This is a genomic window from Methylopila sp. 73B (genome assembly GCF_000526315.1).
GTDB lineage: Bacteria > Pseudomonadota > Alphaproteobacteria > Rhizobiales > Methylopilaceae > Methylopila.
On record NZ_JAFV01000001.1, the window covers coordinates 2,696,776 to 2,720,796 of the forward strand.

The window sequence follows — 24,021 nt, forward strand, 5'->3', positions numbered from 1 at the left end:
GTCCGTGACCGAACATGCCCTGCCGAATTCGTTCCGCACCGGCCCCGACGAGCGCGGCCGGTTTGGAATCTATGGCGGCCGTTTCGTCGCCGAGACGCTGATGCCGCTGATCCTCGAGCTCGAGGCCGAGTACGAGGCGGCGAAGAAGGATCCGGCCTTCCACGCCGAGATGGCGTCCTACCGCACCCACTACATCGGCCGGCCGAGCCCGCTCTATTTCGCCGAGCGGCTGACGGACCACCTTGGCGGCGCGAAGGTCTATCTCAAGCGCGAGGAGCTGAACCACACCGGCTCCCACAAGGTGAACAACGTCCTCGGCCAGATCCTGCTCGCCCGTCGCATGGGCAAGAAGCGGGTGATCGCCGAGACCGGCGCCGGGCAGCACGGCGTCGCGACCGCGACGCTCTGCGCCCGGTTCGGGCTCGACTGCGTGGTGTTCATGGGCGCGGTGGACGTCGCGCGGCAGGCTCCCAACGTGTTCCGCATGAAGATGCTGGGCGCGACGGTGGTGCCCGTGCAGTCCGGCGCGCGGACGCTGAAGGACGCCATGAACGAGGCGCTGCGCGACTGGGTCACCAACGTCGCCGACACCTTCTACTGCATCGGCACGGTCGCCGGACCGCACCCCTACCCCGGCATGGTGCGCGACTTCCAGTCGGTCATCGGCGACGAGACCAAGGTCCAGATGCAGGAGATGGAGGGCCGCCTGCCCGACAGCCTGATCGCCTGCGTCGGCGGCGGCTCGAACGCGATCGGCCTATTTCACCCCTTCCTCGACGATTCCGAAGTGGCGATCTACGGCGTCGAGGCCGCGGGCTTCGGCCTGTCGGGCCTCAACGCCGCCTCGATCGCCGGCGGCCGCCCGGGCGTGCTGCACGGCAACCGCACCTACCTGCTGATGGACAAGGACGGCCAGATCGAGGAAGGCCACTCGATCTCCGCCGGCCTCGACTATCCCGGCATCGGGCCGGAGCACGCCTGGCTGAACGACATCGGCCGCGTGAAATACCTCTCCGCCACCGACGACGAGGCGGTGTCGGCGTTCCAGCTGCTGTCGAAGCTCGAGGGCATCATCCCGGCGCTCGAAAGCGCGCACGCCATCGCCAAGGTGGTCGAGCTCGCGCCGGGCCTGCCGAAGGACCACCTGATGGTCGTCAACCTCTCCGGCCGCGGCGACAAGGACGTGCCGCAGGTGGCCGAGCTGCTAGGGACCAGCCTGTGACGACCCGCATCGACACCCGTTTCGCCGCGACCGCGACCGAGGGCCGCGCCGCACTGGTGACCTTCGTCACCGCTGGCGACCCCGACCACGCGACATCGCTCGCGATCCTCAAGGCGCTGCCGGGCGCGGGCGCGGACGTGATCGAGCTCGGCGTGCCCTTCACCGACCCAATGGCCGACGGCCCGGCCATCCAGCGGGCGGGCCTGCGCGCGCTGGCGGGCGGCGAGAGCCTGGTGAAGACGCTCGACCTGGTGCGCGCGTTCCGCAAGGGCGACGACGCCACGCCGATCGTGCTGATGGGCTATTACAACCCGATCTACGTCTATGGCGTGGAGAGCTTCCTGTCGGACGCCAAGGCCGCCGGCGTCGACGGTCTGATCGTCGTCGACCTGCCGCCGGAGGAGGACGAGGAGCTCTGCCTCCCCGCGCTGAAGGCCGGCCTCGCCTTCGTCCGGCTCGCGACCCCTACGACGAACGACCTGCGGCTTCCCGCCGTGCTCCAAAACACCTCGGGTTTCGTCTATTACGTCTCGATCGCAGGCGTGACCGGAACGGCGACGCCTGATTTCGGCGTGGTGGCCGGAGCCGTGCAGCGCATCAAGCGCCACACGACCCTGCCCGTCGCCGTGGGCTTCGGCGTGAAGACGCCCGAGCATGCGGCGGCGATCGCGAAAGGCGCGGACGGCGTGGTAGTCGGCTCGGCTCTGGTCGACGCCGTCCGCGGCTCGCTCGACGCCGAGGGCCACGCAACGGCCAAGACCGTGTCCGCGGTGACGGACCTCGTCGCGGCGCTCGCGGCCGGCGTCCGCTCGGCCCGCGTTGCGGCCTGACGCTAAAACGGGAGGCGCAAGGCCCCGATGAACTGGCTCGTCAACGTCGTACGTCCCAAGATCAACAACCTCTGGCCGCGCAAGGACGCGACGCCGGAGAACCTGTGGATCAAGTGTCCCGAGACCGGGCAGCTCGTGTTCCACAAGGACGTGGAGGCCAACGACTGGGTGATCCCCGGCTCCGGCTACCACATGCGCATGGGCGCGAAGCAGCGCCTCGCGGCGACGCTCGACCCCGGCTACGAGGAGATCGCCCTGCCCGAGGTGGCGATCGATCCTCTCAAGTTTCGTGATGAGAAGAAATACGTCGACCGCCTGAAGGACGCCCGCACCAAGACCGGCATGATCGACGCGGTGAAGGTGGCGGTCGGGACGATCGACGGCGCGCCGGTCACGGTCGTCGTGCAGGACTTCGAGTTCATGGGCGGCTCGCTCGGCATGGCGGCCGGCGAAGCGATCGTGCGCGGGCTCGAGACCGCCGCCGAGCGCGGCACCCCCTGCATTCTGTTCGCCGCCTCCGGCGGGGCGCGCATGCAGGAGGGCATCCTCTCCCTCATGCAGATGCCGCGCACCACCGTCGCGGTGCAGATCCTGCGCGAGGCGAAGAAGCCGTACATCGTGGTGCTGACCAACCCGACCACGGGCGGCGTCACCGCCTCCTACGCGATGCTCGGCGACGTCCACATCGCGGAGCCCGGCGCGCTGATCGGCTTCGCCGGCCCGCGGGTGATCGAGCAGACCATCCGCGAGAAGCTGCCGGACGGGTTCCAGCGCTCGGAGTACCTCAAGGACCACGGCATGGTGGACATGGTCGTCCACCGCAAGGACCTGCGCGCGACGCTCGCGCGGCTGTGCCGCCTGTTGACCAAGCAGCCGAAGGACGACGGTCGCGCTCTCGCCGCGCCGGAGCCGGAGGAGGTTCACGCCGGGCCCGTTCCCGCATGACCCCCGCGCCCGCCCGGCAGCAGACCTCGGTGGAGATCAGCGACGCCATCCTTGCGCGGTTTCTCGCGCTGCACCCGAAGGAGATCGACCTCTCCCTCGGCCGGACCCAGCGTCTGCTGGCCGATCTCGGCCATCCGGAACGGGCGATGCCGCCGGCGATCCAGATCGCCGGCACCAACGGCAAGGGGTCGACCACGGCCTTCCTGCGGGCGATGCTGGAGGCCTCCGGCCGCTCCGTCCACGTCTACACCTCGCCGCATCTCGTGCGCTTCCACGAGCGCATCCGGCTCGGCTCCGCCGATGGCGGGCGCTATGTCGACGAGGACCGGCTGGTCGCGATCTTCGACGAGGTCGAGCGCGTCAACGCCGGTCGCGAGATCACGCTGTTCGAGATCACCACCGTCGCGGCCATGCTGCTGTTCGCGCGCTCGCCGGCCGACGTGCTGCTGCTGGAGGTTGGCCTCGGCGGTCGCTACGACGCAACCAACGTGATCGAGACCGCGCTCGCGAGCGTCATCACCCCGGTCAGCCTCGACCATCAGAAATTCCTCGGCGACGACATCGCCGCCATCGCCCATGAGAAGGCCGGCGTGCTGAAGAGCCTGACGCCGGCCATCCTCGCCCGGCAGGAGGAGGCGGCCCTCGTCGCGATCGAGCGCGAAGCCGCGCGGGTCGCGGCGCCGCTTTCGATTTCCGGCCAGGACTGGCAGGCGCGCGAGGAGCGCGGCCGGCTGGTGTTCGAGGACGGCGACGGCCTGCTTGACCTGCCGCTGCCGCGGCTCGTCGGCCGCCACCAGATCGAGAACGCCGGCGCCGCCATCGCGACCCTGCGCGCGCTTCCCGCGCTGAAGGTCGGCGCCGAGGCCATCGAGGCCGGCCTCGGCTCGGTCAACTGGCCGGCGCGCATGCAGCGCCTCGCGACCGGACGTCTGCCGACCCTGTTGCCCGAAGGCTCCGAGCTCTGGCTCGACGGCGGGCACAACCCGGACGGCGGCCGCGCGATCGCGTCGACGCTGGCCGAACTCGACGAGCGGTCTCCGAAGCCAATCGTGATGATCGTCGGCATGCTGAACACCAAGGATTCGGACGGTTTCCTGGAGGCCTTCGCGGGGCTGGCCGGCCGCGTCTACTGCGTGCCGATCTCGTCCTCGACCGCCGCGCGGTCCGTCGAGGAGGTGGCGGCCGCAGCCGAACGCGCCGGCCTCGCCGCCGAGGCCTGCGCCACGATCGACGAAGCGCTCGGCAAGGCCGCGCGCGCGGCCGGCCCGGTTCCGCCGCGCGTGCTGATCACCGGCTCGCTCTATCTCGCCGGCGACGCGCTCGGCGCCAACGGCACCCCGCCGCAGTAGACGGCCGCCGGCGCTCTGGACGCCGGCGTTTCGGGTCTTAGGTCCTCGTTCGGCACAGCCGGCGCCGCGACAGGAGGGCCGACGCGAATGATCAAAACGGAGACCTCTCGCCGAGCCGTGCTGCGTGCGATCGCCGCGTCGTCGGCGCTCGCGCTCGCGCCGTCCCTGTCCGTCGCGGCGGAGACGCCCCTGCGGCTCGGCACCTCCACTCCGGGCGGCGGCTTCACGCTGTATGGCGAGACGCTGGCCCAGGCGGCGAACGCGCAGGCGGGCGAGACGCTGGTCTCCCCTGTCGGAACGAGCGGAACCGCCGAGAATCTCCGGCTGCTCGCGGAGGGGCGGCTCGATCTCGCTCTCATCCAGGGCACGGCGGCCAGTCAGGCGCTGACGGCCGAGGACGCGTCCGGGCTGCGGATCGTGTTCGCGATGTACCCGAGCCCCGGCATGCTCGCGGTTCCCCGCGACTCGCCGGCGCGACGCTTCGAGGACCTGAAGGGCCTCCCGGTGGTGTTCGGCGTGCGGGCCTCCGGGCTGGTGCTTCTGGCCCGGCAGGTGTTCGGCGCGATCGGCCTCGACGTCGACCGCGATTTTCAGGCGGTCTATGTCGGCCAAGCGGCGGAGAGCCCCGAACGCGTGATCGACGGCGAGGCGGCGGGTCTCTGGGGAGCCGGAGAGGGGTGGCCCGGCTTCGCGCGGCTTGCGGCCTCGCCCCGCGGCGCGCGGTTCTTCGGCCCCCTCCCCGAACAGATCCCGCGAATCCTCGCGGCCCATCCCTTCCTGACGGCGATGGCGGCGCCGGCGGGCGCCTATCCCGGCCTCGACGCGGACCTGCCGACGGTCGGCTCGTGGAATCTCATTCTTGGCCGCTCCGATCTCGCAGCCGAACGCGTGCGACGTTTCGCCGACGCGGTGCACGCCGCGGCGAAGGAGTTGGCCGCCGCGTTGCCGCAGGCGGCGATGACGACCGCGGCCCGGACGGCCGAGGCGGCGCCCGCTGCGGCCCTGATCCATCCGGGAACAGCCGGCCTCCTGAGAGACTTGAAGCTGCTTCCGGGCTGAGGCCGGCTCCGTCGCCGCGCCATCCTGCGCTCGCGAAAAAAAGCCCCCGGCTCGCGCCGAGGGCTTTTTTGTTCAGACGCCCTCCCCGGACACTCCGGGATTGGGGGCGATCTAAACCGAGGTCTCGATCCAGCTCACGAGCTTGGACTTCGGAGCCGCGCCGCGCTGGGTGGCGACATGCTCGCCGCCCTTGAACATCATCAGCATCGGAATGGCGCTGATGCCGAAGCGGGTGGCGATCTCGGGGTTCTCGTCGACGTTGAGCTTCACGATCTTCACCTTGCCCGCCATCTCCTCGGAGATCTCTTCGAGCGCAGGGCCGATCGCGCGGCAGGGGCCGCACCACTCGGCCCAGAAGTCGACGACGACGGGCTCGGACGACTTCAGCACGTCCTGTTCGAAGGTCGCATCGGAAACCTTGGCGGTCGCCATGGAAACATCCTCATCATTCGGAGCGCGGGCGAGAGGGCCGTCACGGCCCCTGAGCGCTCTCATGCGTTGGCGCGAAGGTAGGAACCGCGCGCAGGAGCGTCAAGCGAGCGCGGCCCTGCGCCGCGCCCGACGAGGGGCGGGTTTGCGCGCCCCATCTCTTGTGGAGAGGGGCGCGCCGGACCGCTCAGTAGCGGTAGGTCTCGGGCTTGAAGGGGCCCGCCTGCGGCACGCCGATGTAGCCGGCCTGCTTGTCCGACAGCTTCGACAGCTTGACGCCGATCTTCGCGAGGTGGAGCGCGGCGACCTTCTCGTCGAGCGTCTTCGGCAGCACGTAGACCTGCTTGCCGTACTTGCCGTCCTTGTTGTTCGCCCAAAGCTCGATCTGCGCGAGCGTCTGGTTCGTGAACGAGGCCGACATCACGAAGGACGGATGGCCCGTGGCGTTGCCGAGGTTCACCAGACGGCCTTCCGACAGCACGATGATGCGCTTGCCGTCGGGGAACTCGACCTCGTCGACCTGCGGCTTGACGTTGTCCCACTTGAAGTTCTTCAGCAGCCCAATCTGGATCTCGCTGTCGAAGTGGCCGATGTTGCAGACGATCGCCCGGTCCTTCATCGCGCGCATGTGGTCGACGGTGATGACGTCGACGTTGCCGGTCGCGGTGACGAAGATGTCGGCGCGCGTGGTCGCGTCCTCCATCGTGGTGACCTCGTAGCCCTCCATCGCCGCCTGCAGCGCGCAAATCGGGTCGACCTCGGACACCATCACGCGGCAACCGGCCTGGCGCAGCGAGGCGGCCGAGCCCTTGCCGACGTCGCCGAAGCCCGCGACCATCGCGACCTTGCCGGCCATCATCACGTCGGTGCCGCGGCGGATCGCGTCGACGAGGCTCTCGCGGCAGCCGTAGAGGTTGTCGAACTTCGACTTGGTGACGCTGTCGTTGACGTTGATCGCGGGGAACAGCAACTCGCCCTTCTTGGCGAGCTCGTACAGGCGGTGCACGCCCGTGGTCGTCTCTTCGGTCACGCCCTGGATGGCGTCGGCGTTCTTCGTGTACCAGCCCGGATGGGTCTTGAGGCGCGACTTGATGGCCGCGAACAGGACCTCCTCCTCCTCGTTGGTGGCGCCTTCGAGGAAGGCGACGTCGCCCGCTTCCGCGCGCTTGCCGAGGTGGAGCAGCAGGGTGGCGTCGCCGCCGTCGTCGAGGATCATGTTCGGCGTGCCGCCGTCGGCCCACTCGAAGATGCGGTGGGTGTAGTCCCAGTACTCGGTCAGGGTTTCGCCCTTGACCGCGAACACCGGCGTGCCGTTGGCGGCGATCGCGGCCGCGGCGTGGTCCTGCGTCGAATAGATGTTGCACGAGGCCCAGCGGACGTCGGCGCCGAGGCTTTTAAGCGTCTCGATCAGCATCGCGGTCTGGATCGTCATGTGCAGGGAGCCGGCGATGCGGGCGCCCTTCAAGGGCTGCGACGGGCCGTACTCCTGGCGGACCGACATCAGGCCGGGCATCTCGGTCTCGGCGATCGCCAGCTCCTTGCGGCCCCAGTCGGCGAGGGAGATGTCCTTGATGACGTAGTCGGGAGCGCTCATGGGGCTCGTCCTTTCGCGAAGGGTGTGCGCGGACCGCGGGCGGGCCCGACGATCGATCTGGCCGCTGCCTAGCACGGCCCACGTCACCGATCAATAAAGACATAAAGAAGTCTTTATATCAAAGCTGCGACGGACGCCGGCCCAACGAAAAAGGGCGGCCCGAGGGCCGCCCTTCGAGTCCGCCAAAGGAGCGGCGGATCAGAACTTGTAGTTCACGCCGGCGCGCACGAGGTGGCCGTCGTTCTCGAACTTGGAGCGATAGCCGGACTGGCCGGCCGGCGCCGCCGCGGTGCGGTTGACGTTCAGCTTGGTGTCGCCGAGGTCGTAGTAGAGATACTCGCCCTTCACCGTGACGTTGTCGGTCACGGCGTACTCGACGCCGCCGCCGACCGTGTAGCCGACCTCCCAGTCGCTCTTGCTGTCCGAGAAGCCCAGCGCGCCGCCGACGCCGGCCGGCGTCAGATTGTTGTTGAAGCGCGCCGAGGTCTTGACCTTGCCGTAGGCGAGGCCGCCGGTGCCGTACACCAGGACGCGGTCGAAGGCGTAGCCGATGCGGCCGCGCACGGTGCCGAGGTACTCCAGCTCCTGCTTGAACGTGGAGCGGATGTTGCCGAGAGCCGGAGCGAGCGGCGCCCGGTTGTAGCGCGCGGTGTCGTCGATGTCGGTGTAGTTGAAATCCGCCTCGACGCCGACCACGAGCGGCGAGTTGTCGAGCTGGAAATTGTAGCCGATCTGTCCGCCGACCGTCCAACCGTCGCCGTCGATGCCGAGGCTCGGCGGGCGCAGACGGTTCTGGACGTTCAGGCGCGTCGCCGCGTCCCTGCCGCGGGTCTGGACGTTGTGGTCGCCCCAGATGTAGCCGGCGTTCGCGCCGACGTAGAAGCCGGTCCAGGTGAAGGACGGCACGGCGATGGCCGGGGCCGCCTCGTAGGCGGGAAGATCGGCGGCGGACGCGAGGGAGACTCCGGCGAGCAGGGCGGCGGCCGAGAGGGCCGTGCGCAGAAGCGAGGTCATGGGATGCCTTGGGGTATGCGGGGTCACGAATGACGCAACAATGAGTTGCATCGCCGACCGCTTGAATTGACGAGAGTGTGATCGACCGCCAATTCGCGCAGGAGTGGCGCCGACGCCTCACTTCCACTGCGCAGCCTTCTTCCGCCCTTGGCCACGGCGGCCGTCGACTGGCGCAAGCGTGATCGCGGTTCCCGGCTGCGGTCGATGACATTTGGTCCGCGGCCCCCCATGTTCCCGACGGTTCAAACATAGGAACAGGCTCCGCATGCCCCTCTCGCCCCCCGCATTCCGCCGCACTTTGGCCGCGGCCCTCGCCGCGCTGATCGTCGGCGTGACGCTCGCGCCGCTCGACGCGGACGCGCGCGCCGGTCGCGGAGGCAGCTTCGGCAGCCGCGGCGGCAAGACCTTCTCCGCGCCGCCTCCGACCGCGACCTCGCCCGGCGCGGCGCCGATGCAGCGCTCCATCACGCAGCCGGGACAGCAGACGCCGGGCCTCGGCGCCGGCGCGGCCGCCCAGCAGCAGCGCCGCGGCATGTTCGGCGGCGGCATCGGCGGCGCCATCATGGGCGGCCTGCTCGGCGCCGGCCTGTTCGGCCTGCTGTCCGGTTCGGGCCTGTTCGGCGGGCTGGGCGGATTCGCCTCGATCCTCGGCCTGCTGCTCCAGGTCGCGCTGATCGGCGTCGCGATCCATTTCGCGCTTAAGTGGTTCCGCCGTCGCAACGCGAGCGCGCCGGCTTACCGCACGGCGACCGCGGGCGGTCCCGACGTCGGCGCCGGCTATCGCCCCGACGCGCCCAACATCGCGTCCCGCACCGGCCTCGGCGGAGGTCTTGGTTCGGGTCTTGGCTCGGGTCTCGGATCCGGCTTCGGCTCGGGCCTCGGCGGCGGAGCCTCCGCCGCACCCGTCGAGCTCCAGAAGGAGGATTTCGACGCCTTCGAGCGGATGCTCGGGGAGGTTCAGGAGGCTTGGTCCCGCGGAGACCTGGCGCGCCTGCGCAGCCTCGCGACGCCCGAGATGGTCGAAATCTTCGCCGAGGACCTCGCCGACGACGCCAGCCGCGGCGTGATCAACAAGGCGTCCGCCATCAAGCTGCTTCAGGGTGACCTGGCCGAATCCTGGCGGGAGGGCGAGCGCGAGTACGCGACCGTCGCGATGCGCTATGAGCTGGTCGACGTCACGGAGGACCGCGCCACCGGCCGGGTCGTCGACGGCGACCCGACGACGCCGATCGAGGCGACGGAAGTGTGGACCTTCGTGCGCACCCGCGGCGGGCGCTGGCTGCTTTCGGGCATCCAGCAGGCGCAGTAACCCCCGCGCTCCAGCCGCCTTCACGTCAGCGTTCGTCGAGGCGTCGCTCCGCAACCGGAGCGGCGCCTCGATCACATCCGCTCGGCGGCGCAAACCTTGCCGCATGGCTCTTTAACGTCTTCGCGCCTATGGTCCGCGGCTCATGACCTCCCAAAGCCTCGAGTCCTGATGTCGACCGTCCGACAACGCTTGCGCGTCGCGCGCGACGCCCGCGCCCTGTGCGACCGCGCCGCCCTCGAGGCGGATCTCTCCCGGATCGCCCGCGAGGCCGGCCCGAGCCGCGACCGGCACAGCCTCATCGTCGGCCGCGTGAAGCAGGCGCTGGCCGAAGGCCGCGCCGTCGCTCGCTCCTGGCTGATCGAGGACGGCGCGGGGTCGGCCTGCGCGGAACGCCTGTCCGGCCTGATGGATTCGGTCGTGCAGGCGCTGTTCGGCCACATCGTCAGCGACCTCTACCCCCGGCTGAACCCCTCCTCCGGCGAACGGCTGGGGATCGCCGCCGTCGGCGGCTACGGGCGCGGCACCATGGCGCCGGGCTCCGACGTCGATCTGCTGTTCCTGCTGCCCTACAAGCAGACCGCCTGGGGCGAGAGCGTGGTCGAGGCCATGCTCTACGTGCTGTGGGACGCGGGGCTGAAGGTCGGCCACGCCACGCGCTCGATCGACGAGTGCATCCGCCTCGCCCGCGCCGACATGACCATCCGCACCGCGGTGCTGGAGGCGCGGCACGTCGCCGGCGACGCGGAGCTCATCGACGAGCTGATGACCCGCTTCGACGCCGAAGTGGTCAGCAACACCGCGGCGGAGTTCGCCGCCGCCAAGCTGCAGGAGCGGGACGAGCGGCTCGGGAAGGCCGGCGCCTCGCGCTACCTCGTCGAGCCTAACGTCAAGGAAGGCAAGGGCGGCCTCCGCGACCTCAACACGCTGTTCTGGATCGCGAAATACGTCTACCGCGTCCGGGACGTGAACGAGCTCGTGGCCGCCGGCCTGTTCTCCGCCGCCGAGCTGAAGCTGTTCAAGAAGTCCGAGGACTTCCTCTGGGCGGTGCGCTGCCACCTGCACTTCATCACGGGACGCCCCGAGGAGCGTCTGTCCTTCGACCTGCAGCGGGAGATCGCTATCGCGCTCGGCTACACCGAGCACCCCGGCCTGCAGGACGTCGAACGCTTCATGAAGCACTACTTCCTGGTGGCGAAGGACGTCGGCGACCTCACCGCCATCCTCTGCCACGCGCTGGAGGAGCGCGAAGCCAAGCCCAGGCCCCGGCTCGACCGTTTCCTGACCAAGCTCAAACCCCGTCGCAAGCCGAAGGAACTCGGGGACTTCACGGTCGAGTCCGAGCGGCTGAACGTCAGGGACGATCAGGTCTTCGTCCACGATCCGGTGAACCTGATCCGCCTGTTCCACGCCGCCGACCAGAACGGCCTGGCGCTGCATCCCGTCGCCGTGCGGCTGGTGACGAAGTCGCTGAAGCTCATCGACGGCCGGCTGCGCGACAATCCGGAGGCCAACGCGCTCTTTCTCGAAATCCTGACCTCGAAGCGCTCGCCCGTGGTCACGCTGCGGCGGATGAACGAGACCGGGGTCCTCGGCCGCTTCATCCCGGATTTCGGCAAGATCGTCGCGATGATGCAGTTCAACATGTACCACCACTACACGGTGGACGAGCATCTGCTGCGCGCCGTTGGGGTGCTGGCGGAGATCGACGGCGGCGAGGCGGCCGACAGCCATCCGCTCGCCAACGAGATGATGCCGACCGTGCGCGACCGCACCGCGCTCTACGTCGCGCTGTTCCTGCACGACATCGCCAAGGGCCGTCCGGAGGACCATTCGGTCATGGGCGGCCGCATCGCCCGCCGGCTCTGCCCGCGGTTCGGCCTCACGCCCGCGCAGACCGACACGGTCGCCTGGCTGATCGAGCAGCATCTGACGATGTCGATCGTCGCGCAGTCCCGCGACCTCTCCGACCGGCGCACGATCCAGGACTTCGCCAAGCTGGTTCAGAGCCCCGAGCGGCTGAAGATGCTGCTGATCCTCACGATCGCGGACATCAAGGCGGTCGGGCCCGGCGTCTGGAACGGCTGGAAGGGCCAATTGCTCCGCACCCTCTACTGGGAGACCGAGAATCTCCTGACGGGCGGCCGCGACATCGGTGACCGGAAGAGCCTGGTCGAGCAGGCGAAGACCGAGCTGCGCGCCGCCCTGCCCGACTGGAGCGACAAGACCTTCAACGGCTACGCGGCGCGGCACTACCCCGCCTATTGGCTGCGGGTGGAGCCCGCGCGGGCCGAGGCGCACGCCCGCTTCCTGCGCGCCTCCTGCGTCGACGGCTGCAAGCTCGCGACCGACGTCAAGACCGACGCCTTCCGGGGCGTGACCGAATTGACGGTGTTCGCGCCCGACCATCCGAAGCTGCTCGCGATCATCGCGGGCGCCTGCGCGGCCGGCGGCGCGAACATCATGGACGCGCACATCCACACCACCACCGACGGCTTCGCGCTGGACTCGATCTTCATCGGCCGCGCCTTCCCGGAGGACGAGGACGAGATGCGCCGCGCCCGCCGGATCGCGGAGAGCGTGGAGCAGGCGCTGGTGGGCGACATCTGGCTGTTCGACATCGTCGAGAGGCGCACCCGGGGGGCGGCCGCCAAGGGGCGCATCCGGCCGTTCGAGGTGGAGCCCGAGGTCACCGTCACCAACGCTTGGTCCGACCGCCACACGGTGCTGGAGCTCGTCGGGCTCGACCGGCCGGGCCTGCTCTACGACCTCACCACGGCGATCTCCAAGCTCAACTTGAACATCGCCTCCGCCCATGTCGCGACCTTCGGCGAACGGGCCGTCGACGTGTTCTACGTGACCGACCTGACCGGCGCGAAGATCACCGCCACCGTCCGCCAGGCGGCCATCCGCCGCCGCCTCCGCGCAGTGCTCGAGACCGACGACCGGGACGAGGCGAAGAAGGACGAGGCGAAGGCGGCGAAATAGGGTCGGGGCCGACGCCCCCGGCCCCATCCCCGCCGCCGTCGCCCTCCGGCTTGACCGGAGAACCCATCTCGACCGCGGAGCTTGACGTCCGCATGGATGGTCCGGTCGAGCGGGACCATGACGGGCCGGTGATGACCCTCCCTCGCGCACGCGAGCCTTTCCGTGCGCGCAGGTGTCCAAAGAAGCCCCGGGTGGTATAAGCGTCCGCGTCGCTCCCGACCCGAAAGCGCATGCCCCGATGTCCGCATCCGGAACCGCGGCCCCCGAGCCGAACCTCGTCGCGCAAGCCCACAAGCTCTGCGCCGACCTCACGCCCGCGCGGCCCTGGATCTACTGGACCGACCTCGTCCTCACCGCGTTCACCGGCTACGCCGCCTTTGCAGGCGCCGTGCTCGCGCCGGGGCTTGGGCTCCGGAGCCTGTTCTTCATGGTCGCGGCGCTCGCCTTCTACCGGGGCGTCAGCTTCATTCACGAGGTCAGCCACCTGCGCCCGCAGGACGTGCCGGGCTTCCGGAACGGCTACGACGCCCTGATCGGCGTGCCCTTTCTCACGCCGTCGCTGATGTACGAGGGCGTGCACAACCAGCACCACGCCAAGTCGCGCTACGGCACCAAGCTCGATCCCGAGTACCTGCCGCTGGCGAGCGGCCCGGTCGTGCAGGTGCTGCTGTTCCTGCTCGTCTCCGCGCTTGCGCCGGTCGGCCTGTTCCTGCGCTTCGCGCTGCTCGCGCCGCTGTCGGCTCTCCACCCGAAGATCCGCGCCTTCGTGATCGAGCGCTGCTCGGCGCTCGCCATCAACCCGGAGTTTCGCCGCGAGATTCCGACCGGCGACCAGGCCCGCCGCTTCCGCCAGCTGGAGACGCTGTGCTCGGTCTGGGCGATCGCGGTGCTCGCCTTGACCGCCGCCGGCGTGATCTCGCTCACCGTGTTTCTGACCGCGATCGCGCTGGGCGCCGCGGTCGGCGTCGTCAACCAGTTCCGCACGCTCGTCGCCCACCACTGGGAGAACGACCACGGCGTGGAGATGACCGCGACCGAGCAGTTCCTCGACAGCGTCAACGTGCCCCCGCCGGCTACGCTGCCGATGCTCTGGGCGCCGGTCGGCCTGCGCTACCACGGCTTGCACCACCTGCTGCCGCGCCTCCCCTATCACGCGCTGGGCGCCGCCCACGCCCGCCTCTGCGCGACGCTGCCGCCCGAGAGCCCCTATCACAAGGGCAGCCACCGCGGTTTCTGGCACGTGACGGGGCGGCTTCTGGGCGAGATCAAGGGCCGCAAAGCCGGCGTCGCCGCCGTCGCGCCGGGGGAGTGAGCGCCGCTCCCCTTGGGCCCGCAAGCACTCCGCGGCCAAACTAAGGCGACGTACCTTCGTACCACCACGTATTGACCATACGACCACCAATCGAGTCTTGAGATGTCCGTCTGGGACGACGGCGCGCTTCGGTGCGGGCCGCTCCCGCCGGAGCCGCACTCGACATGACGCATCGCCTCTTCGTCCTCCTCGCCCTCGTTTCCGTCCTGGCCGCGACCAGCGGCGTCAGCGCGGAGGCGGCGAAACGGCATGGCGCGAAGCAGGCGAGATCTCACGCCCGAACGGTCGTCGCCACGAAGCCGCCTCGCGCCAAAGCCGCCGTCCGTCGGTCGCAGCCCTCCGAGCGCGAATGCCTGGCGCGGGCCATGTACTTCGAATCCGACCGCACCGCGGAGGACGGCATGCTGGCCGTCGGCACCGTCGTGGCGAACCGTCTTGACGCCGGCCGCTACGGCGACACGCTCTGCCGGGTGGTCTCGGCCTGGCGGCAGTTCGCGGCGGGCGTGCTCAGCCGGCCGATGGCGGAGCCACGGCCGAAGGAGCGCGCGCTGAAGGTGGCGGACCTGGTGCTCGCGGGAGCGCGCCACCCCGTCGCGGCCGACGCGCTGTACTTTCACACCGCCAACGTTCCCTTCCGGCGCGACGACAAGCGCTATCTGCTGGTCTCGGGCGGCAACGCCTTCTACGCGTGGCGCAGAGGGCGGAACGAGGAGCTGAAGCGCGAGAACCTTGCGACCTTCGCCGCCGCCTCGGTCAAGGCGGATCGCGACGTCGCCGCCGGCGCCCAGGTCATCGCCGCCGCGCTGACGCCGCGCGCGCCGACGCTGGTCGCGAAAGCTTCGCGTCCGGCGCCTGAGCCCGTCACCTCAGAGAAGGCGGAGGCCTCGCTCGCCCTGGCGCTGGCCTACCGCGGCGAGACGCCCCCGACGGCCGCGCGGCCCGCCGCCGCCCGCGAGGCGTTGGCGACGCTCGCCTCCCTCCCGCCGGCGGGAACGCCGCGTGTGATTACGCCGGCCGCGCCTGTGCTCGCCGCCGCCGTCCCAGGCGCCTCGGCCGAACCTGCGCCGGCGCTCAAGGCGCTGCTCGCGAGGGCGAACCTGGTGGTGGCCCAGGCCTGGGACGTGTTCGGCTGACGCTCAGGCGCCCGCCGCTTCGCGCTCCTCGATCAGCCGCTCCAGGCTCTCGAGCCGGTCGGCCTCGTGGGGCGGCTTGTCCCAGCGGATGCGGGCGACGCGCGGAAAGCGCATCGCGACGCCCGACTTGTGGCGCGCCGACTTCGCGATGCCCTCGAAGGCGATCTCCAGCACCAGCCCGATCGCCTCGGTGTGCGTCACCTCGCGCACCGGGCCGAAGCGGTTCGTGGTGTTCTTGCGCACGAAGCGGTCGAGCTCGACCAGCTCCTCGTCGGTGAAGCCGAAGTAGGCCTTGCCCACGGGGGTCAGCCGCGGGCCCTCCGCGTCCTCGGTCCAGACGCCGAAGGTGAAGTCGGAGTAGAACGACGAGCGCCGCCCGTGGCCGCGCTGGGCGTACATCAGCACGGCGTCGACCGTCATCGGGTCGTGCTTCCACTTGAACCACAGGCCCTTGGGCCGACCGACGACGTAAGCGCTGTCGCGGCGCTTCACCATCAGCCCCTCGACGGCGGCCGCGTCCGCGCCGGCGCCGGCCGACGCCGGGTCGAGCCTTGCTGCGGCCAGGCCGTCCCAGTCGTCGAAGGGCACCAGCGGCGACAGGTCCATGCGCGGGGTCTCGGCGCGCGCGACGAAGGCCTCCAGCCGCTTGCGGCGCTCGACGAAGGGCAGCTCGCGCAGGTCCTCAGTCCCGTCGAACAGCAGGTCGTAGGCGCGGATGTGGGCCGGAAACTCTGAGGTCAGCTTCGGCGTCACAGCCTTGCGGTTGAGGCGCTGCTGCAGGACGTTGAACGTCTGCACGCGCCCCTCCCGCAGGATCAGCAGTTCGCCGTCGATCGCGCCGTCGAAGGTCAGCGCGTCGAGCAGGTCGGGGAAGGCGCCCGAGACGTCCTCGCCGGACCGGCTCCACAGCCGCGCCACGTGGCGCCCCTCCGCGTCCCGGCCGGCCGAGGCCTGCACGCGAATGCCGTCCCATTTCCATTCCGCCGCGAACTCGCTCGGGTCGAAGGCGCGGAAGTTCGCGTCTTCCAGCGGGTGGGCGAGCATCGGCGGCCGGAACGGCGCGGGGTCCTCCGCGTTCGGCCGCTCGGCCCGGCTCTCGACCCAGGCGAACAGGGCGTCGTAGGGCGGCTCCAGCCCCGGCCACACCAGCTCCACGTCGTCGGGCTTGATGTCCTGCCCCAGCGCCGCGACCGCGGTCTTGGCGAGCCGGGCCGAGGCGCCGATGCGCAAGCTGCCGGTGATGAGCTTCAGCAGCGCCCAGCGGCCCGTCTCGTCCAGCGCGTCGAGCCACGCGCTGAGCCGCTTCGGCAAGTCGAGCTTCGCCGTCGAGGTCAGGCCCTCGACGATCTCCGACAGCGGCGGCGCGCGGTTCGCCCGCGTTTCGCCGGGCCACATCAGCGCGACCGTCTCGGCGAGGTCGCCGACGTAGTCGTAGGACATGGCGAACAGCGTGGGATCGGTCCGGTCCGTGATAAGGCCGCGGATCAGCCCGGCCTTGGCGTGACGGAACGTCAGCGCGCCGGTCAGCGCCGCCAGCGCCCAGCCGCGCTCGGGGTCCGGCGTCTCGCGGAAGTAGTCCGCCATCAGCCGCACCTTGGCGTTGCGCCGCGGCTCGTAGGACAGCCGGTCGAGCAGGAAGGCGAAGCGGTTCATGGGGTTGCGTCATCCCGGCCGGGGCGAAGCGCAGAGCCGGGATCGTCATCCAAATCAAGCGCCTCATCCGGCTTACGATCCCGGCCCGGCGGGCTTCGCCCTTCGGCAGGGATGACGCCCCCACCCCCCTCCCCAGCCGGCTCGTCCGTCTCGCCCTCGTCGCCATAGCCGACCAGCCGGAGCGGGCGGGCCTTCAGGCCGGACGTGCCGCACCAGTGCACCAGCGCGTCCTCCTCGCCGTGGGTGACCCAGATCTCCTGCGCGTCCGTGTCGAGAATGGTCTGGCGCAGGTCGTCCCAGTCGGCGTGATCGGAGACGACCAGTGGCAGCTCGACGCCCTTCTGGCGGGCACGCGCGCGGACCCGCATCCAGCCGGAGGCCGCGACCGTCACCGGGTCCGGGAATTTGCGCGCCCACAGCTCCCGCAGCGCCGACGGCGGACAGAGCACGATCGCGCCCGCGAGCTCCTTGCGGTCGGCGGCCTTGACCTGGACGGTCTCGCCAAGCTCGATCCCGAGCTCGCGATAGGTCTCTGTCACCCGCACCATGGCGCCGTGCAGGTGGATCGGGCGGTCCCAGCCGCGCAGCCGCAGCAGCTTCATCAGGCGCTGGGCCTTCCCCAGCGAATAGGCCCCGACGAGGTGCGCGCGCTCGGGAAACAGCTCGACGCTGTCGATCAGCTTCGCCACCTCTTCCGCGGCGTCGGGGTGGCGAAACACCGGAAGCCCGAAGGTCGCCTCGGTCACGAACAGGTCGCAGGGGACAACCTCGAACGGCGCCGCGGTGGGGTCGCCCTGGCGCTTGTAGTCGCCCGAGACGACCGCCCGGAATCCCTTCCACTCGAACAGGATCTGCGCCGCGCCGAGCACGTGGCCTGCGGGATGGAAGCTCACCGTGACGTCGTTGATGCGCGTCTTCGCGCCGTAGGGCGCGGGCTGGCGCGTGGCGCAGAAGGCCTCGCCGTAGCGCGCGGCCATGATCGCCAGCGTCTCCGGCGTCGCCATCACCGCGTCGTTGCCGGGCCGGGCGTGGTCGGCGTGGCCGTGGGTGACGAGCGCGCGGGCGACCGGCCGCATCGGGTCGATGTGGCAATCGGCCGGAGGGCAGTAGAGGCCTTGGGGCGTGGGAACGAGCAGGTCTTCGGGGCGCATCTCAGCCGAGAGATAAGCCTCCGGCGACGGAGGAACAGGCGCGCCGGACCGGAGACCCGCTTTCGCCGCGCCGGGCCGTGCGTTCTCTACGCTTCCCGCGCCTTGCCGAACTGTCCGGTCTTGCGGAAGCGCCAGAGGTAGCTCGGGACGACCGCCTCGATCGGAGCTGGGGTGATCCCCAGCCCTTCGAGCGTGCGGCCCGCGGCGCGGGCCTCCTCGGAGACCACGTTGTCGGTCTCGAGCATCGTCACCTGATCGACGGTCAGCGGCGCGTTCGGCAGCAGCTGCAGGATCTTGGCCTGGGCCTTGGCGAGACCGAAGGGCAGCGGCAGCAGCAGGCGGGACCGGTCGGTGACCTGCAGCACGTACTCGAGGATCTGCCTGAAGGTGAGAACCTCCGGTCCGCCGAGTTCGTAGGGGAGCCCCGCCGCCACCTCGCCCCGGAGCGCCTTCGCGACCGTCTGGGCGACGTCGCCCACAAACACCGGCTGGAACCGGGTCGTCCCGCCGCCGATCAGGGGCAGCGCGGGCGAAACCCGGGCCATGGCCGCGAAGCGGTTGAAGAAATCGTCCTCGGGGCCGAACACGATCGACGGCCGCAGGATCGCGGCGTCCGGGAAGGTGTCGAGCACGGCCTGTTCGCCGGCGGCCTTGGTCCGGCCGTACTGCGCCTTGCTCGCGCGGTCGGCGCCGATCGCCGACATCTGGACGAAGCGCGTGACGCCGGCCGCCTTTGCCGCCTCCGCGACGACCTGCGGGCCCTTGGCCTGAACGGCCTCGAAGCGCTGCTTGCCGCTTTCCGCCAGGATGCCGACGAGGTTCACGACCGCGTCCGCGCCGCGGACCGCCTGGGCGACCGACTCCGGGAAGCGCAGGTTGGCCTGAACCGCGACGATCTGGCCGACGCCGCCGAGCGGCTGCAGGTGGCCGGCGAGGTCGGGCCGGCGGACCGCGACGCGCACGCGCCAGCCGTCCTTCGCGAGCGCCCGCACCACATGGCGGCCGACGAAGCCCGAACCGCCGAAGACCGTGACGAGCCTGTCGCCGATCGGGCGGGAGGGAGAGGCGAGGGCCATCGCGGGCGGCTCCTTCGAGCGGTTCAAAACGCGCTCAGAGACCTAGAGCATCGTCCAAACGTCGTAAAGCGGATCAGACGCGGGCGGCGGCGAAACGCACGGCGCGGAACGACAGGTTCGACACCGCGCCCGCCAGCAGCCCGCCGAACCACAGCAGCGCGGCCCAGAGATGCGCGAGGATCATCTCGCCGAGGCGGATCGTGGTGCGGAAGCCGCGGAGCGAGGCGCGGCCGGTGAGCTCCGCCACCGCGCGGGCCTTGACGCCGAAGCGCCGGGCGAAGGGTGCGAGATCGGCGAGGTCGTCGCCGGAGCGCACGAACTTCATCAGCCGCACGGCCTCCGCCGGGCCCGCAACGGCGCTCGCCGCGCGCAGCTCCCCCGCCATGCCGCCGAAGGCGCGCAGCGCCGGGGTCGCCGCGCCCTCTCCCGCCCTCACGCCGCGCAGCGCGGCGGCCTCCACCCGTCGGGCGTCCGCCGCGCGGCCCAGGGTGCGGGTCAGGTGGGCGGCGAAGTCGGCGGTCATGGTCCCGGCGCGGCGCGCGGCCTTCAGGATCGAGACGCCGACCTTGGCCGGCGCCGCGGCGCCGCCGCTCGCCACCGTCGCCGCGGTCAGCCCGACGCCGGCGGCGGCGAGCGCGATCATCAGGTCGCTGTGCTCCTCGCCGCGGACGATCTTGGCCCCCTCGCCGATGAGATCGCGCACGTCGCCGATCACCGTCAGGTCGGAGGCGACGGCGCCGGCGAGCGCCGCAGGGCCGGCCGCGGACCCGGTCGCGAACCCCTGCGCGAAGCCGCGGGTCGAGCGCCAGGCGGTGGCGCCGGACGTCTCCGCGGCGGCGAGCCGGGCGAGCGTTTCGCCCGAAAGCGGCCGGTTCAGCTCTGCGGCGAGCTCCACGTAGCCGCGGGCGAGCGCGACGTCCTCGGCGTCGAGCGCGGCGCGGGCCTGGCGTTCGAGACGATCCCGCGGCGCGACGTCGGCGAGCGTCCGCTCGATCGCGACGTCGAGCGGCACGGCGAAGCCGAAGTCCCGCGCGGTCCCGATCGCCACGATCGCGACCGACAGGCAGAGCCCTACGCGCGAAAGCCGCGCCGTCCAGTCCACGGCCGTCGCGAGGCGAGCGCCCATCAGACGGCGCCGTCGGCGGGAAACAGGGGAAAGGCGCGGGTCATGCGAAAGCCGGCTAGGACGCGACGCCTCCCAAGATGGTAGCAGGGGCCCCCGCGCTCAAGTCGGATGGATCCGGCGCCGGGGTCGCTCAGCTCGCAACCCCTCGCTTCAGCGCCCGCCAGGGCCGCCCGTCGATCGCGGCGAGGCCCAGGGCGATCGCGCCCATCCCGACAAACTCCCGCGCGTCGAGCCGCTCGCCGAGGACGAGCGCGCCGAGCAGGATGGAGCTAACGGGAACCAGGAAGGTCACGAGCGCGGCGTTTGTGGAGCCCGCGCCGGCCAGAATGCGGAAGTAGATGACGAAGCCGAGCGCGGTCGAGAACAGGCCGAACACCATGAGCGACGCCGTCACGTGCGGCGAGGGAAGCGCGGGCGCGCCCTCGAACGCCAGCAGCGCCGCGACCATGATGACGCTCGACAGCCCGAGCTGGGACGCGGCCGTGATCAGCGGCGGCCGGCCGCGGAACCTGCGGGCGTAGATGATCGCGGCGGCGTAGCACATCGCCGCGCCGACGATGCAGAGCGCCGGCAGCAGCGCGTCGCTGACGCCTTCGAGCGCCCGCGGGCCGATGATGACGGCGACCCCGACCATGCCGACGGCGACGCCCGCGAGACGGCCCCCGGTCGCGCGCTCGTCCAAGGTCGTCACATGGGCGAGCAGCACCGTCCAGAGCGGCGTCGAGGCGTTGAGGATCGCGGCGAGGCCGCTCGGAAGCCCCTGCTGGCCATAGGCTAGGAGGCAGAACGGCGCGACGTTGTTGATCAGCGCGAGCACGAGATAGTCCCGCCACAGGCGCCCCTCGCGCGGGACGGCGAGGCCCTTCGCGAGCACCACCGCCCAGAGCGCCACGGCGGCGACGCCGACGCGGGCGGCGACGAGCGCCAGCGGCGTGACCTCCGCCAGCGCCACCTTGCTCAGGAAGAACGCGCCGCCCCACAGCATGGAGAGCACGATGAGCAGGCCCCATTCGGTGCGGCTCATCGTCGGGGCGGCGACGACCGGCGGGGCGACCGGAGCCGCGGCCGCCGCGACGACGGCCGCTTCGGATGACTGTATCGACATGGATGTCCGCTTCTGGCGCGCGGCCGCACCATGCTCCCTTCGGGGGCGCCGCGACCAATTCAAAAAGTCGCCCTCAGCCATTCGAGACCGTGATCAAGCGACGAGCGCATGATAGGCGCCACGGCGGCCCATGCGCGCTCCGCTTACGGCCGGCGAATTCCGCCCTAAGATGCCCCGACCGCACCGACCGAGGTTTCGCGCCCATGTCCCGCATCGACGACGCCCGTCCCTTCGTGCCGCTCGGCGTCGCGATCGTGACCGTCTCCGACACCCGCTCGGAGGCGGACGACACCTCGGGCGCGACGCTGGCGGCCCGCGTGACGGAGGCCGGACACCGGGTCTCGGGGCGGACGATCGTGCGCGACGAGCGCGAGGCGCTGCGGGCGGCGGTCTGCGCCTTCGTCGCGGACCCCGCCACCGACGTGGTGCTGACGACGGGCGGCACCGGCTTCACCGGCCGCGACGTCAGCCCGGACGCGCTGGAGCCGCTGTTCGAGAAGCGCATGGACGGGTTCTCGAACCTGTTCCACGCTTATTCCAACGGCACGATCGGGACCTCGACGCTGCAGTCGCGCGCCACCGCCGGCGTCGCCGGCAAGACCTTCGTGTTCGTGCTGCCGGGCTCCGGCGGCGCCTGCCGCGACGCCTGGGACGGCGTGCTGAAGGCGCAGCTCGACTACCGCCACCGCCCCTGCAATTTCGTGGAGATCCTTCCGCGGCTCGACGAGCACCTCAAGCGCGGGAAGCTGAAGGCGAACCCTTAGCCGTAGAGCCGCGACACCAGCCGGGGCGGCACGCGCAGCATCAGCAGGCCGGCGCCGAGCGCGGCCCGCGGGCCCGCAAACCGCTTCTTCAGCGTCGGCGTCATCGCGCGGGCGCGTAGCCGCATCACCTTGCTGCGGCCGATGCGGCGGATGAGGTCGGCCTCCGCCATGGCGGGGAGCGACCGGAACCCGCCGAGCTTCTCATAGAGCGCGCGATGGATCAGCAGCCCCTGCTCCGGCCGCGGCAGGCCGGTCAGCGCCTCGCCGATCCGCACCAGGGTCTCCGAGGCGCGCGCGCCGGCGCCGAACTGGTCGAGCCCGAAGCTGAAGACGGCGGCGCGCGAGGCGGTCTCGCCGCGGCGCTCCAGCGTTTCAACCAAGCTGCGGACCTCACGGAACCAGCCCTCGTCTAGCACCGAGCCGGGTTCCAGAAACAAGATCCAGGGAGACTTCGCCCGTCGCGCCGCAGCGTCCAGGCGCCCGGCGCGATCGGCGAAACCGCCGACCACCTTGCAGCCGGCGAGATCCGCAATCTCGAGCGTCGAGTCCGTCGATCCGCCGTCGGCGATCGTCACGTCGCGCACGACGCCTTCCGCCGCGCCCGGCACCAACGCCGCAAGCGTCGCGACCAGAACGGCTTCGTCGTTTCGTGTCGGAATGACCACGCTGAGCATAGCCCCAAGCGTTAGCACGGGTTCCGCCCTGCGTCCGTCTCCTTTTTGCAGCGCCGCGCGTTCGATTTCGACACGGCCGCGCGATATCGTTCTTGTTTTGTTCGGGATCGGGGATTAGCTTCGTTGCATGTCGCAGCCAGCCCGCGCCCATATCCCCGCACCCTCCCCCATCGCGGCGCCGCCCGGCGCTCCGGTCGACGTCACGCGCCGAAGGGGACGCGGCGCGGTCACCAACGCCAGCGGCCGGTTCGAGCCCTATGCGCGGGTGGCGGAGGACGACGGCTGGGACAGCCTCGAGGAGCTGCCGCCGTTCCGAACCGAGGTGACGCTGGAGACGGCGCGCACCGCCATCACGCGCAACCAGTCGCCGGACATCGCCTTCGATCGGTCGGTCAATCCCTACCGCGGCTGCGAGCACGGCTGCGTCTACTGCTTCGCGCGGCCGACGCACGCCTATCTTGGGCTGTCCGCGGGACTCGACTTCGAGTCGAAGCTCACCGCCAAGCCGAACATCGCCGAGGCGCTGCGGCGGGAGCTCGCGGCGCCGGGCTACAAGCCGCGCACCATCGCGCTTGGGACCAACACCGACCCCTACCAGCCGATCGAGCGGACGCACCGGCTGACGCGGCAGATCCTAGAGGTGCTGGAGGAGACGCGCCATCCCGTCGGCATCGTCACCAAGTCCACGCTGGTGCTGCGGGACCTCGACATCCTCTCGCGCATGGCGGAACAGGGCCTCGCCAAGGTCGCGCTCTCCATCACCACCCTCGACGCCACGCTCGCGCGGCAGATGGAGCCCCGCGCGCCGACGCCCTCCAAGCGGCTCGAGGCGGTCGCGGCGCTGACGCGCGCCGGCGTGCCGACGACGGTGCTGACGGCGCCGGTCATTCCCTCGCTCAACGACCACGAGATCGAACGGCTGCTGGAGGCGGCGAAGCAGGCGGGCGCCTGCGAAGCCGGCTACGTTCTTCTCCGGCTGCCGAACGAGATCAAGGACCTCGTGCAGGAATGGCTGGTCGAGCATCACCCCGCCAAGATGCGCCGCATCCTGTCGCTGGTGCGCGAAACCCGCGGCGGCAAGCTCTACGATTCCGGTTGGGGCGTGCGGCAGACCGGCGAAGGCGTGGTGGCCTGGACGATCGGCCGGCGTTTCGAGCTGGCGGCCCGGCGGCTCGGCCTCGACCGCCGTCACCTGCGGCTGCGGACCGATCTGTTCACCCCGCCGGCGCGTACCGCGAAGGACGGCGGCGTGCAACTTTCGCTGTTCTGACGGGCGCTAGGCCCAATCGGG

20 protein-coding genes are annotated in these 24,021 nt (G+C 70.8%); 11 read left to right on the top strand and 9 right to left on the bottom strand.

The window, feature by feature from the left end; all coding sequences use genetic code 11:
• Nucleotides 1-4 precede the first annotated feature (4 nt).
• The 5 genes from trpB (at nucleotide 5) to K244_RS0113055 (ending at nucleotide 5,405) form a co-directional block, all read left to right on the top strand.
• Complete coding sequence (gene trpB / locus K244_RS0113035) at nucleotides 5-1,222, top strand: tryptophan synthase subunit beta (protein WP_245259767.1); 1,218 nt, start codon at nucleotides 5-7, stop codon at nucleotides 1,220-1,222.
• Entirely contained in the window at nucleotides 1,219-2,052 is an 834-nt protein-coding gene (gene trpA, locus K244_RS0113040; RefSeq protein ID WP_020186718.1) for a tryptophan synthase subunit alpha, read from the top strand. Before trpB ends, trpA begins: the two co-directional genes overlap by 4 nt.
• 27 nt (nucleotides 2,053-2,079) lie before the next feature.
• Nucleotides 2,080-2,997, top strand: coding sequence for an acetyl-CoA carboxylase, carboxyltransferase subunit beta (gene accD / locus K244_RS0113045; RefSeq protein ID WP_020186719.1), 918 nt, complete (start codon nucleotides 2,080-2,082; stop codon nucleotides 2,995-2,997).
• 29 nt (nucleotides 2,998-3,026) lie between these two features.
• Entirely contained in the window at nucleotides 3,027-4,346 is a 1,320-nt protein-coding gene (locus K244_RS0113050) for a folylpolyglutamate synthase/dihydrofolate synthase family protein (protein ID WP_024816489.1), read from the top strand.
• Between the two features lie 87 nt (nucleotides 4,347-4,433).
• Nucleotides 4,434-5,405 carry a TAXI family TRAP transporter solute-binding subunit gene (locus K244_RS0113055; protein ID WP_020186721.1) on the top strand — a complete coding sequence of 324 codons (972 nt, stop codon included), beginning with the start codon at nucleotides 4,434-4,436 and terminating at the stop codon, nucleotides 5,403-5,405.
• Nucleotides 5,406-5,516: 111 nt separating this feature from the next.
• Here K244_RS0113055 and trxA read toward each other — a convergent pair whose 3' ends face one another.
• The 3 genes from trxA to K244_RS0113070 form a co-directional block, all read right to left on the bottom strand.
• Nucleotides 5,517-5,837 carry a thioredoxin gene (gene trxA, locus K244_RS0113060; protein ID WP_020186722.1) on the bottom strand — a complete coding sequence of 107 codons (321 nt, stop codon included), beginning with the start codon at nucleotides 5,835-5,837 and terminating at the stop codon, nucleotides 5,517-5,519.
• A 184-nt stretch (nucleotides 5,838-6,021) separates the two neighbouring features.
• On the bottom strand, nucleotides 6,022-7,428 hold the full coding sequence (gene ahcY, locus K244_RS0113065) for an adenosylhomocysteinase (protein WP_020186723.1): 1,407 nt from the start codon (nucleotides 7,426-7,428) through the stop codon (nucleotides 6,022-6,024).
• Between the two features lie 198 nt (nucleotides 7,429-7,626).
• Complete coding sequence (locus K244_RS0113070; protein ID WP_020186724.1) at nucleotides 7,627-8,442, bottom strand: outer membrane protein; 816 nt, start codon at nucleotides 8,440-8,442, stop codon at nucleotides 7,627-7,629.
• A 265-nt stretch (nucleotides 8,443-8,707) separates the two neighbouring features.
• Between K244_RS0113070 and K244_RS0113075 the strand changes: the two genes are divergently transcribed.
• The 4 genes from K244_RS0113075 to K244_RS22740 all read left to right on the top strand — a co-directional run bounded on the left by K244_RS0113075 (nucleotide 8,708) and on the right by K244_RS22740 (nucleotide 15,181).
• Complete coding sequence (locus K244_RS0113075) at nucleotides 8,708-9,751, top strand: TIM44-like domain-containing protein (protein WP_020186725.1); 1,044 nt, start codon at nucleotides 8,708-8,710, stop codon at nucleotides 9,749-9,751.
• Between the two features lie 168 nt (nucleotides 9,752-9,919).
• Nucleotides 9,920-12,736 carry a [protein-PII] uridylyltransferase gene (locus K244_RS0113080; protein WP_024816490.1) on the top strand — a complete coding sequence of 939 codons (2,817 nt, stop codon included), beginning with the start codon at nucleotides 9,920-9,922 and terminating at the stop codon, nucleotides 12,734-12,736.
• 238 nt (nucleotides 12,737-12,974) lie between these two features.
• Nucleotides 12,975-14,048, top strand: coding sequence for a fatty acid desaturase (locus tag K244_RS0113085; RefSeq protein ID WP_020186727.1), 1,074 nt, complete (start codon nucleotides 12,975-12,977; stop codon nucleotides 14,046-14,048).
• Nucleotides 14,049-14,212: 164 nt separating this feature from the next.
• Entirely contained in the window at nucleotides 14,213-15,181 is a 969-nt protein-coding gene (locus K244_RS22740; protein ID WP_020186728.1) for a cell wall hydrolase, read from the top strand.
• A gap of 3 nt (nucleotides 15,182-15,184) precedes the next feature.
• Here K244_RS22740 and K244_RS0113095 read toward each other — a convergent pair whose 3' ends face one another.
• From K244_RS0113095 to K244_RS0113115, 5 genes are all read right to left on the bottom strand, one after another.
• On the bottom strand, nucleotides 15,185-16,834 hold the full coding sequence (locus tag K244_RS0113095; protein ID WP_020186729.1) for a cisplatin damage response ATP-dependent DNA ligase: 1,650 nt from the start codon (nucleotides 16,832-16,834) through the stop codon (nucleotides 15,185-15,187).
• Nucleotides 16,831-17,985 (bottom strand): ligase-associated DNA damage response exonuclease, encoded by a 1,155-nt coding sequence (locus K244_RS0113100; RefSeq protein ID WP_020186730.1) that lies wholly within the window; start codon nucleotides 17,983-17,985, stop codon nucleotides 16,831-16,833. The genes K244_RS0113095 and K244_RS0113100 overlap by 4 nt, the downstream gene beginning before the upstream one ends.
• 86 nt (nucleotides 17,986-18,071) lie before the next feature.
• Nucleotides 18,072-19,061 carry a complex I NDUFA9 subunit family protein gene (locus tag K244_RS0113105; protein WP_036306739.1) on the bottom strand — a complete coding sequence of 330 codons (990 nt, stop codon included), beginning with the start codon at nucleotides 19,059-19,061 and terminating at the stop codon, nucleotides 18,072-18,074.
• Between the two features lie 73 nt (nucleotides 19,062-19,134).
• Nucleotides 19,135-20,187, bottom strand: a complete 1,053-nt coding sequence (locus K244_RS0113110) for a hypothetical protein (RefSeq protein ID WP_020186732.1) — start codon at nucleotides 20,185-20,187, stop codon at nucleotides 19,135-19,137.
• 130 nt (nucleotides 20,188-20,317) lie between these two features.
• On the bottom strand, nucleotides 20,318-21,292 hold the full coding sequence (locus K244_RS0113115; protein ID WP_020186733.1) for a DMT family transporter: 975 nt from the start codon (nucleotides 21,290-21,292) through the stop codon (nucleotides 20,318-20,320).
• 203 nt (nucleotides 21,293-21,495) lie between these two features.
• On the opposite strand from K244_RS0113115, the gene moaB reads away from it, so the two are divergent.
• The gene (gene moaB, locus K244_RS0113120; protein WP_020186734.1) at nucleotides 21,496-22,056 is read left to right on the top strand and encodes a molybdenum cofactor biosynthesis protein B; all 561 of its coding nucleotides are present in this window, start codon (nucleotides 21,496-21,498) and stop codon (nucleotides 22,054-22,056) included.
• On the opposite strand, the gene K244_RS0113125 is transcribed toward moaB, so the two are convergent.
• Nucleotides 22,053-22,730 carry a glycosyltransferase gene (locus tag K244_RS0113125; RefSeq protein ID WP_020186735.1) on the bottom strand — a complete coding sequence of 226 codons (678 nt, stop codon included), beginning with the start codon at nucleotides 22,728-22,730 and terminating at the stop codon, nucleotides 22,053-22,055. The genes moaB and K244_RS0113125 overlap by 4 nt on opposite strands.
• A 127-nt stretch (nucleotides 22,731-22,857) precedes the next feature.
• Here K244_RS0113125 and K244_RS0113130 point away from each other — a divergent pair, with 127 nt between their 5' ends.
• A complete protein-coding gene (locus K244_RS0113130; RefSeq protein ID WP_081761481.1) occupies nucleotides 22,858-24,000 on the top strand; it encodes a PA0069 family radical SAM protein in 1,143 nt (380 codons plus the stop codon).
• The last annotated feature ends 21 nt before the right edge of the window (nucleotides 24,001-24,021 follow it).

Bases quoted from the DNA above. Each gene is read 5' to 3' on its own strand.
- accD (WP_020186719.1), top strand. From the start codon at position 2,080: ATGAACTGGCTCGTCAACGTCGTACGTCCCAAGATCAACAACCTCTGG.
- K244_RS0113055 (WP_020186721.1), top strand. From the start codon at position 4,434: ATGATCAAAACGGAGACCTCTCGCCGAGCCGTGCTGCGTGCGATCGCC.
- trxA (WP_020186722.1), bottom strand. From the start codon at position 5,837: ATGGCGACCGCCAAGGTTTCCGATGCGACCTTCGAACAGGACGTGCTG.
- ahcY (WP_020186723.1), bottom strand. From the start codon at position 7,428: ATGAGCGCTCCCGACTACGTCATCAAGGACATCTCCCTCGCCGACTGG.
- K244_RS0113070 (WP_020186724.1), bottom strand. From the start codon at position 8,442: ATGACCTCGCTTCTGCGCACGGCCCTCTCGGCCGCCGCCCTGCTCGCC.
- K244_RS0113075 (WP_020186725.1), top strand. From the start codon at position 8,708: ATGCCCCTCTCGCCCCCCGCATTCCGCCGCACTTTGGCCGCGGCCCTC.
- K244_RS0113080 (WP_024816490.1), top strand. From the start codon at position 9,920: ATGTCGACCGTCCGACAACGCTTGCGCGTCGCGCGCGACGCCCGCGCC.
- K244_RS0113085 (WP_020186727.1), top strand. From the start codon at position 12,975: ATGTCCGCATCCGGAACCGCGGCCCCCGAGCCGAACCTCGTCGCGCAA.
- K244_RS22740 (WP_020186728.1), top strand. From the start codon at position 14,213: ATGACGCATCGCCTCTTCGTCCTCCTCGCCCTCGTTTCCGTCCTGGCC.
- K244_RS0113095 (WP_020186729.1), bottom strand. From the start codon at position 16,834: ATGAACCGCTTCGCCTTCCTGCTCGACCGGCTGTCCTACGAGCCGCGG.
- K244_RS0113100 (WP_020186730.1), bottom strand. From the start codon at position 17,985: ATGCGCCCCGAAGACCTGCTCGTTCCCACGCCCCAAGGCCTCTACTGC.
- K244_RS0113105 (WP_036306739.1), bottom strand. From the start codon at position 19,061: ATGGCCCTCGCCTCTCCCTCCCGCCCGATCGGCGACAGGCTCGTCACG.
- K244_RS0113110 (WP_020186732.1), bottom strand. From the start codon at position 20,187: ATGGGCGCTCGCCTCGCGACGGCCGTGGACTGGACGGCGCGGCTTTCG.
- K244_RS0113115 (WP_020186733.1), bottom strand. From the start codon at position 21,292: ATGTCGATACAGTCATCCGAAGCGGCCGTCGTCGCGGCGGCCGCGGCT.
- moaB (WP_020186734.1), top strand. From the start codon at position 21,496: ATGTCCCGCATCGACGACGCCCGTCCCTTCGTGCCGCTCGGCGTCGCG.
- K244_RS0113125 (WP_020186735.1), bottom strand. From the start codon at position 22,730: ATGCTCAGCGTGGTCATTCCGACACGAAACGACGAAGCCGTTCTGGTC.
- K244_RS0113130 (WP_081761481.1), top strand. From the start codon at position 22,858: ATGTCGCAGCCAGCCCGCGCCCATATCCCCGCACCCTCCCCCATCGCG.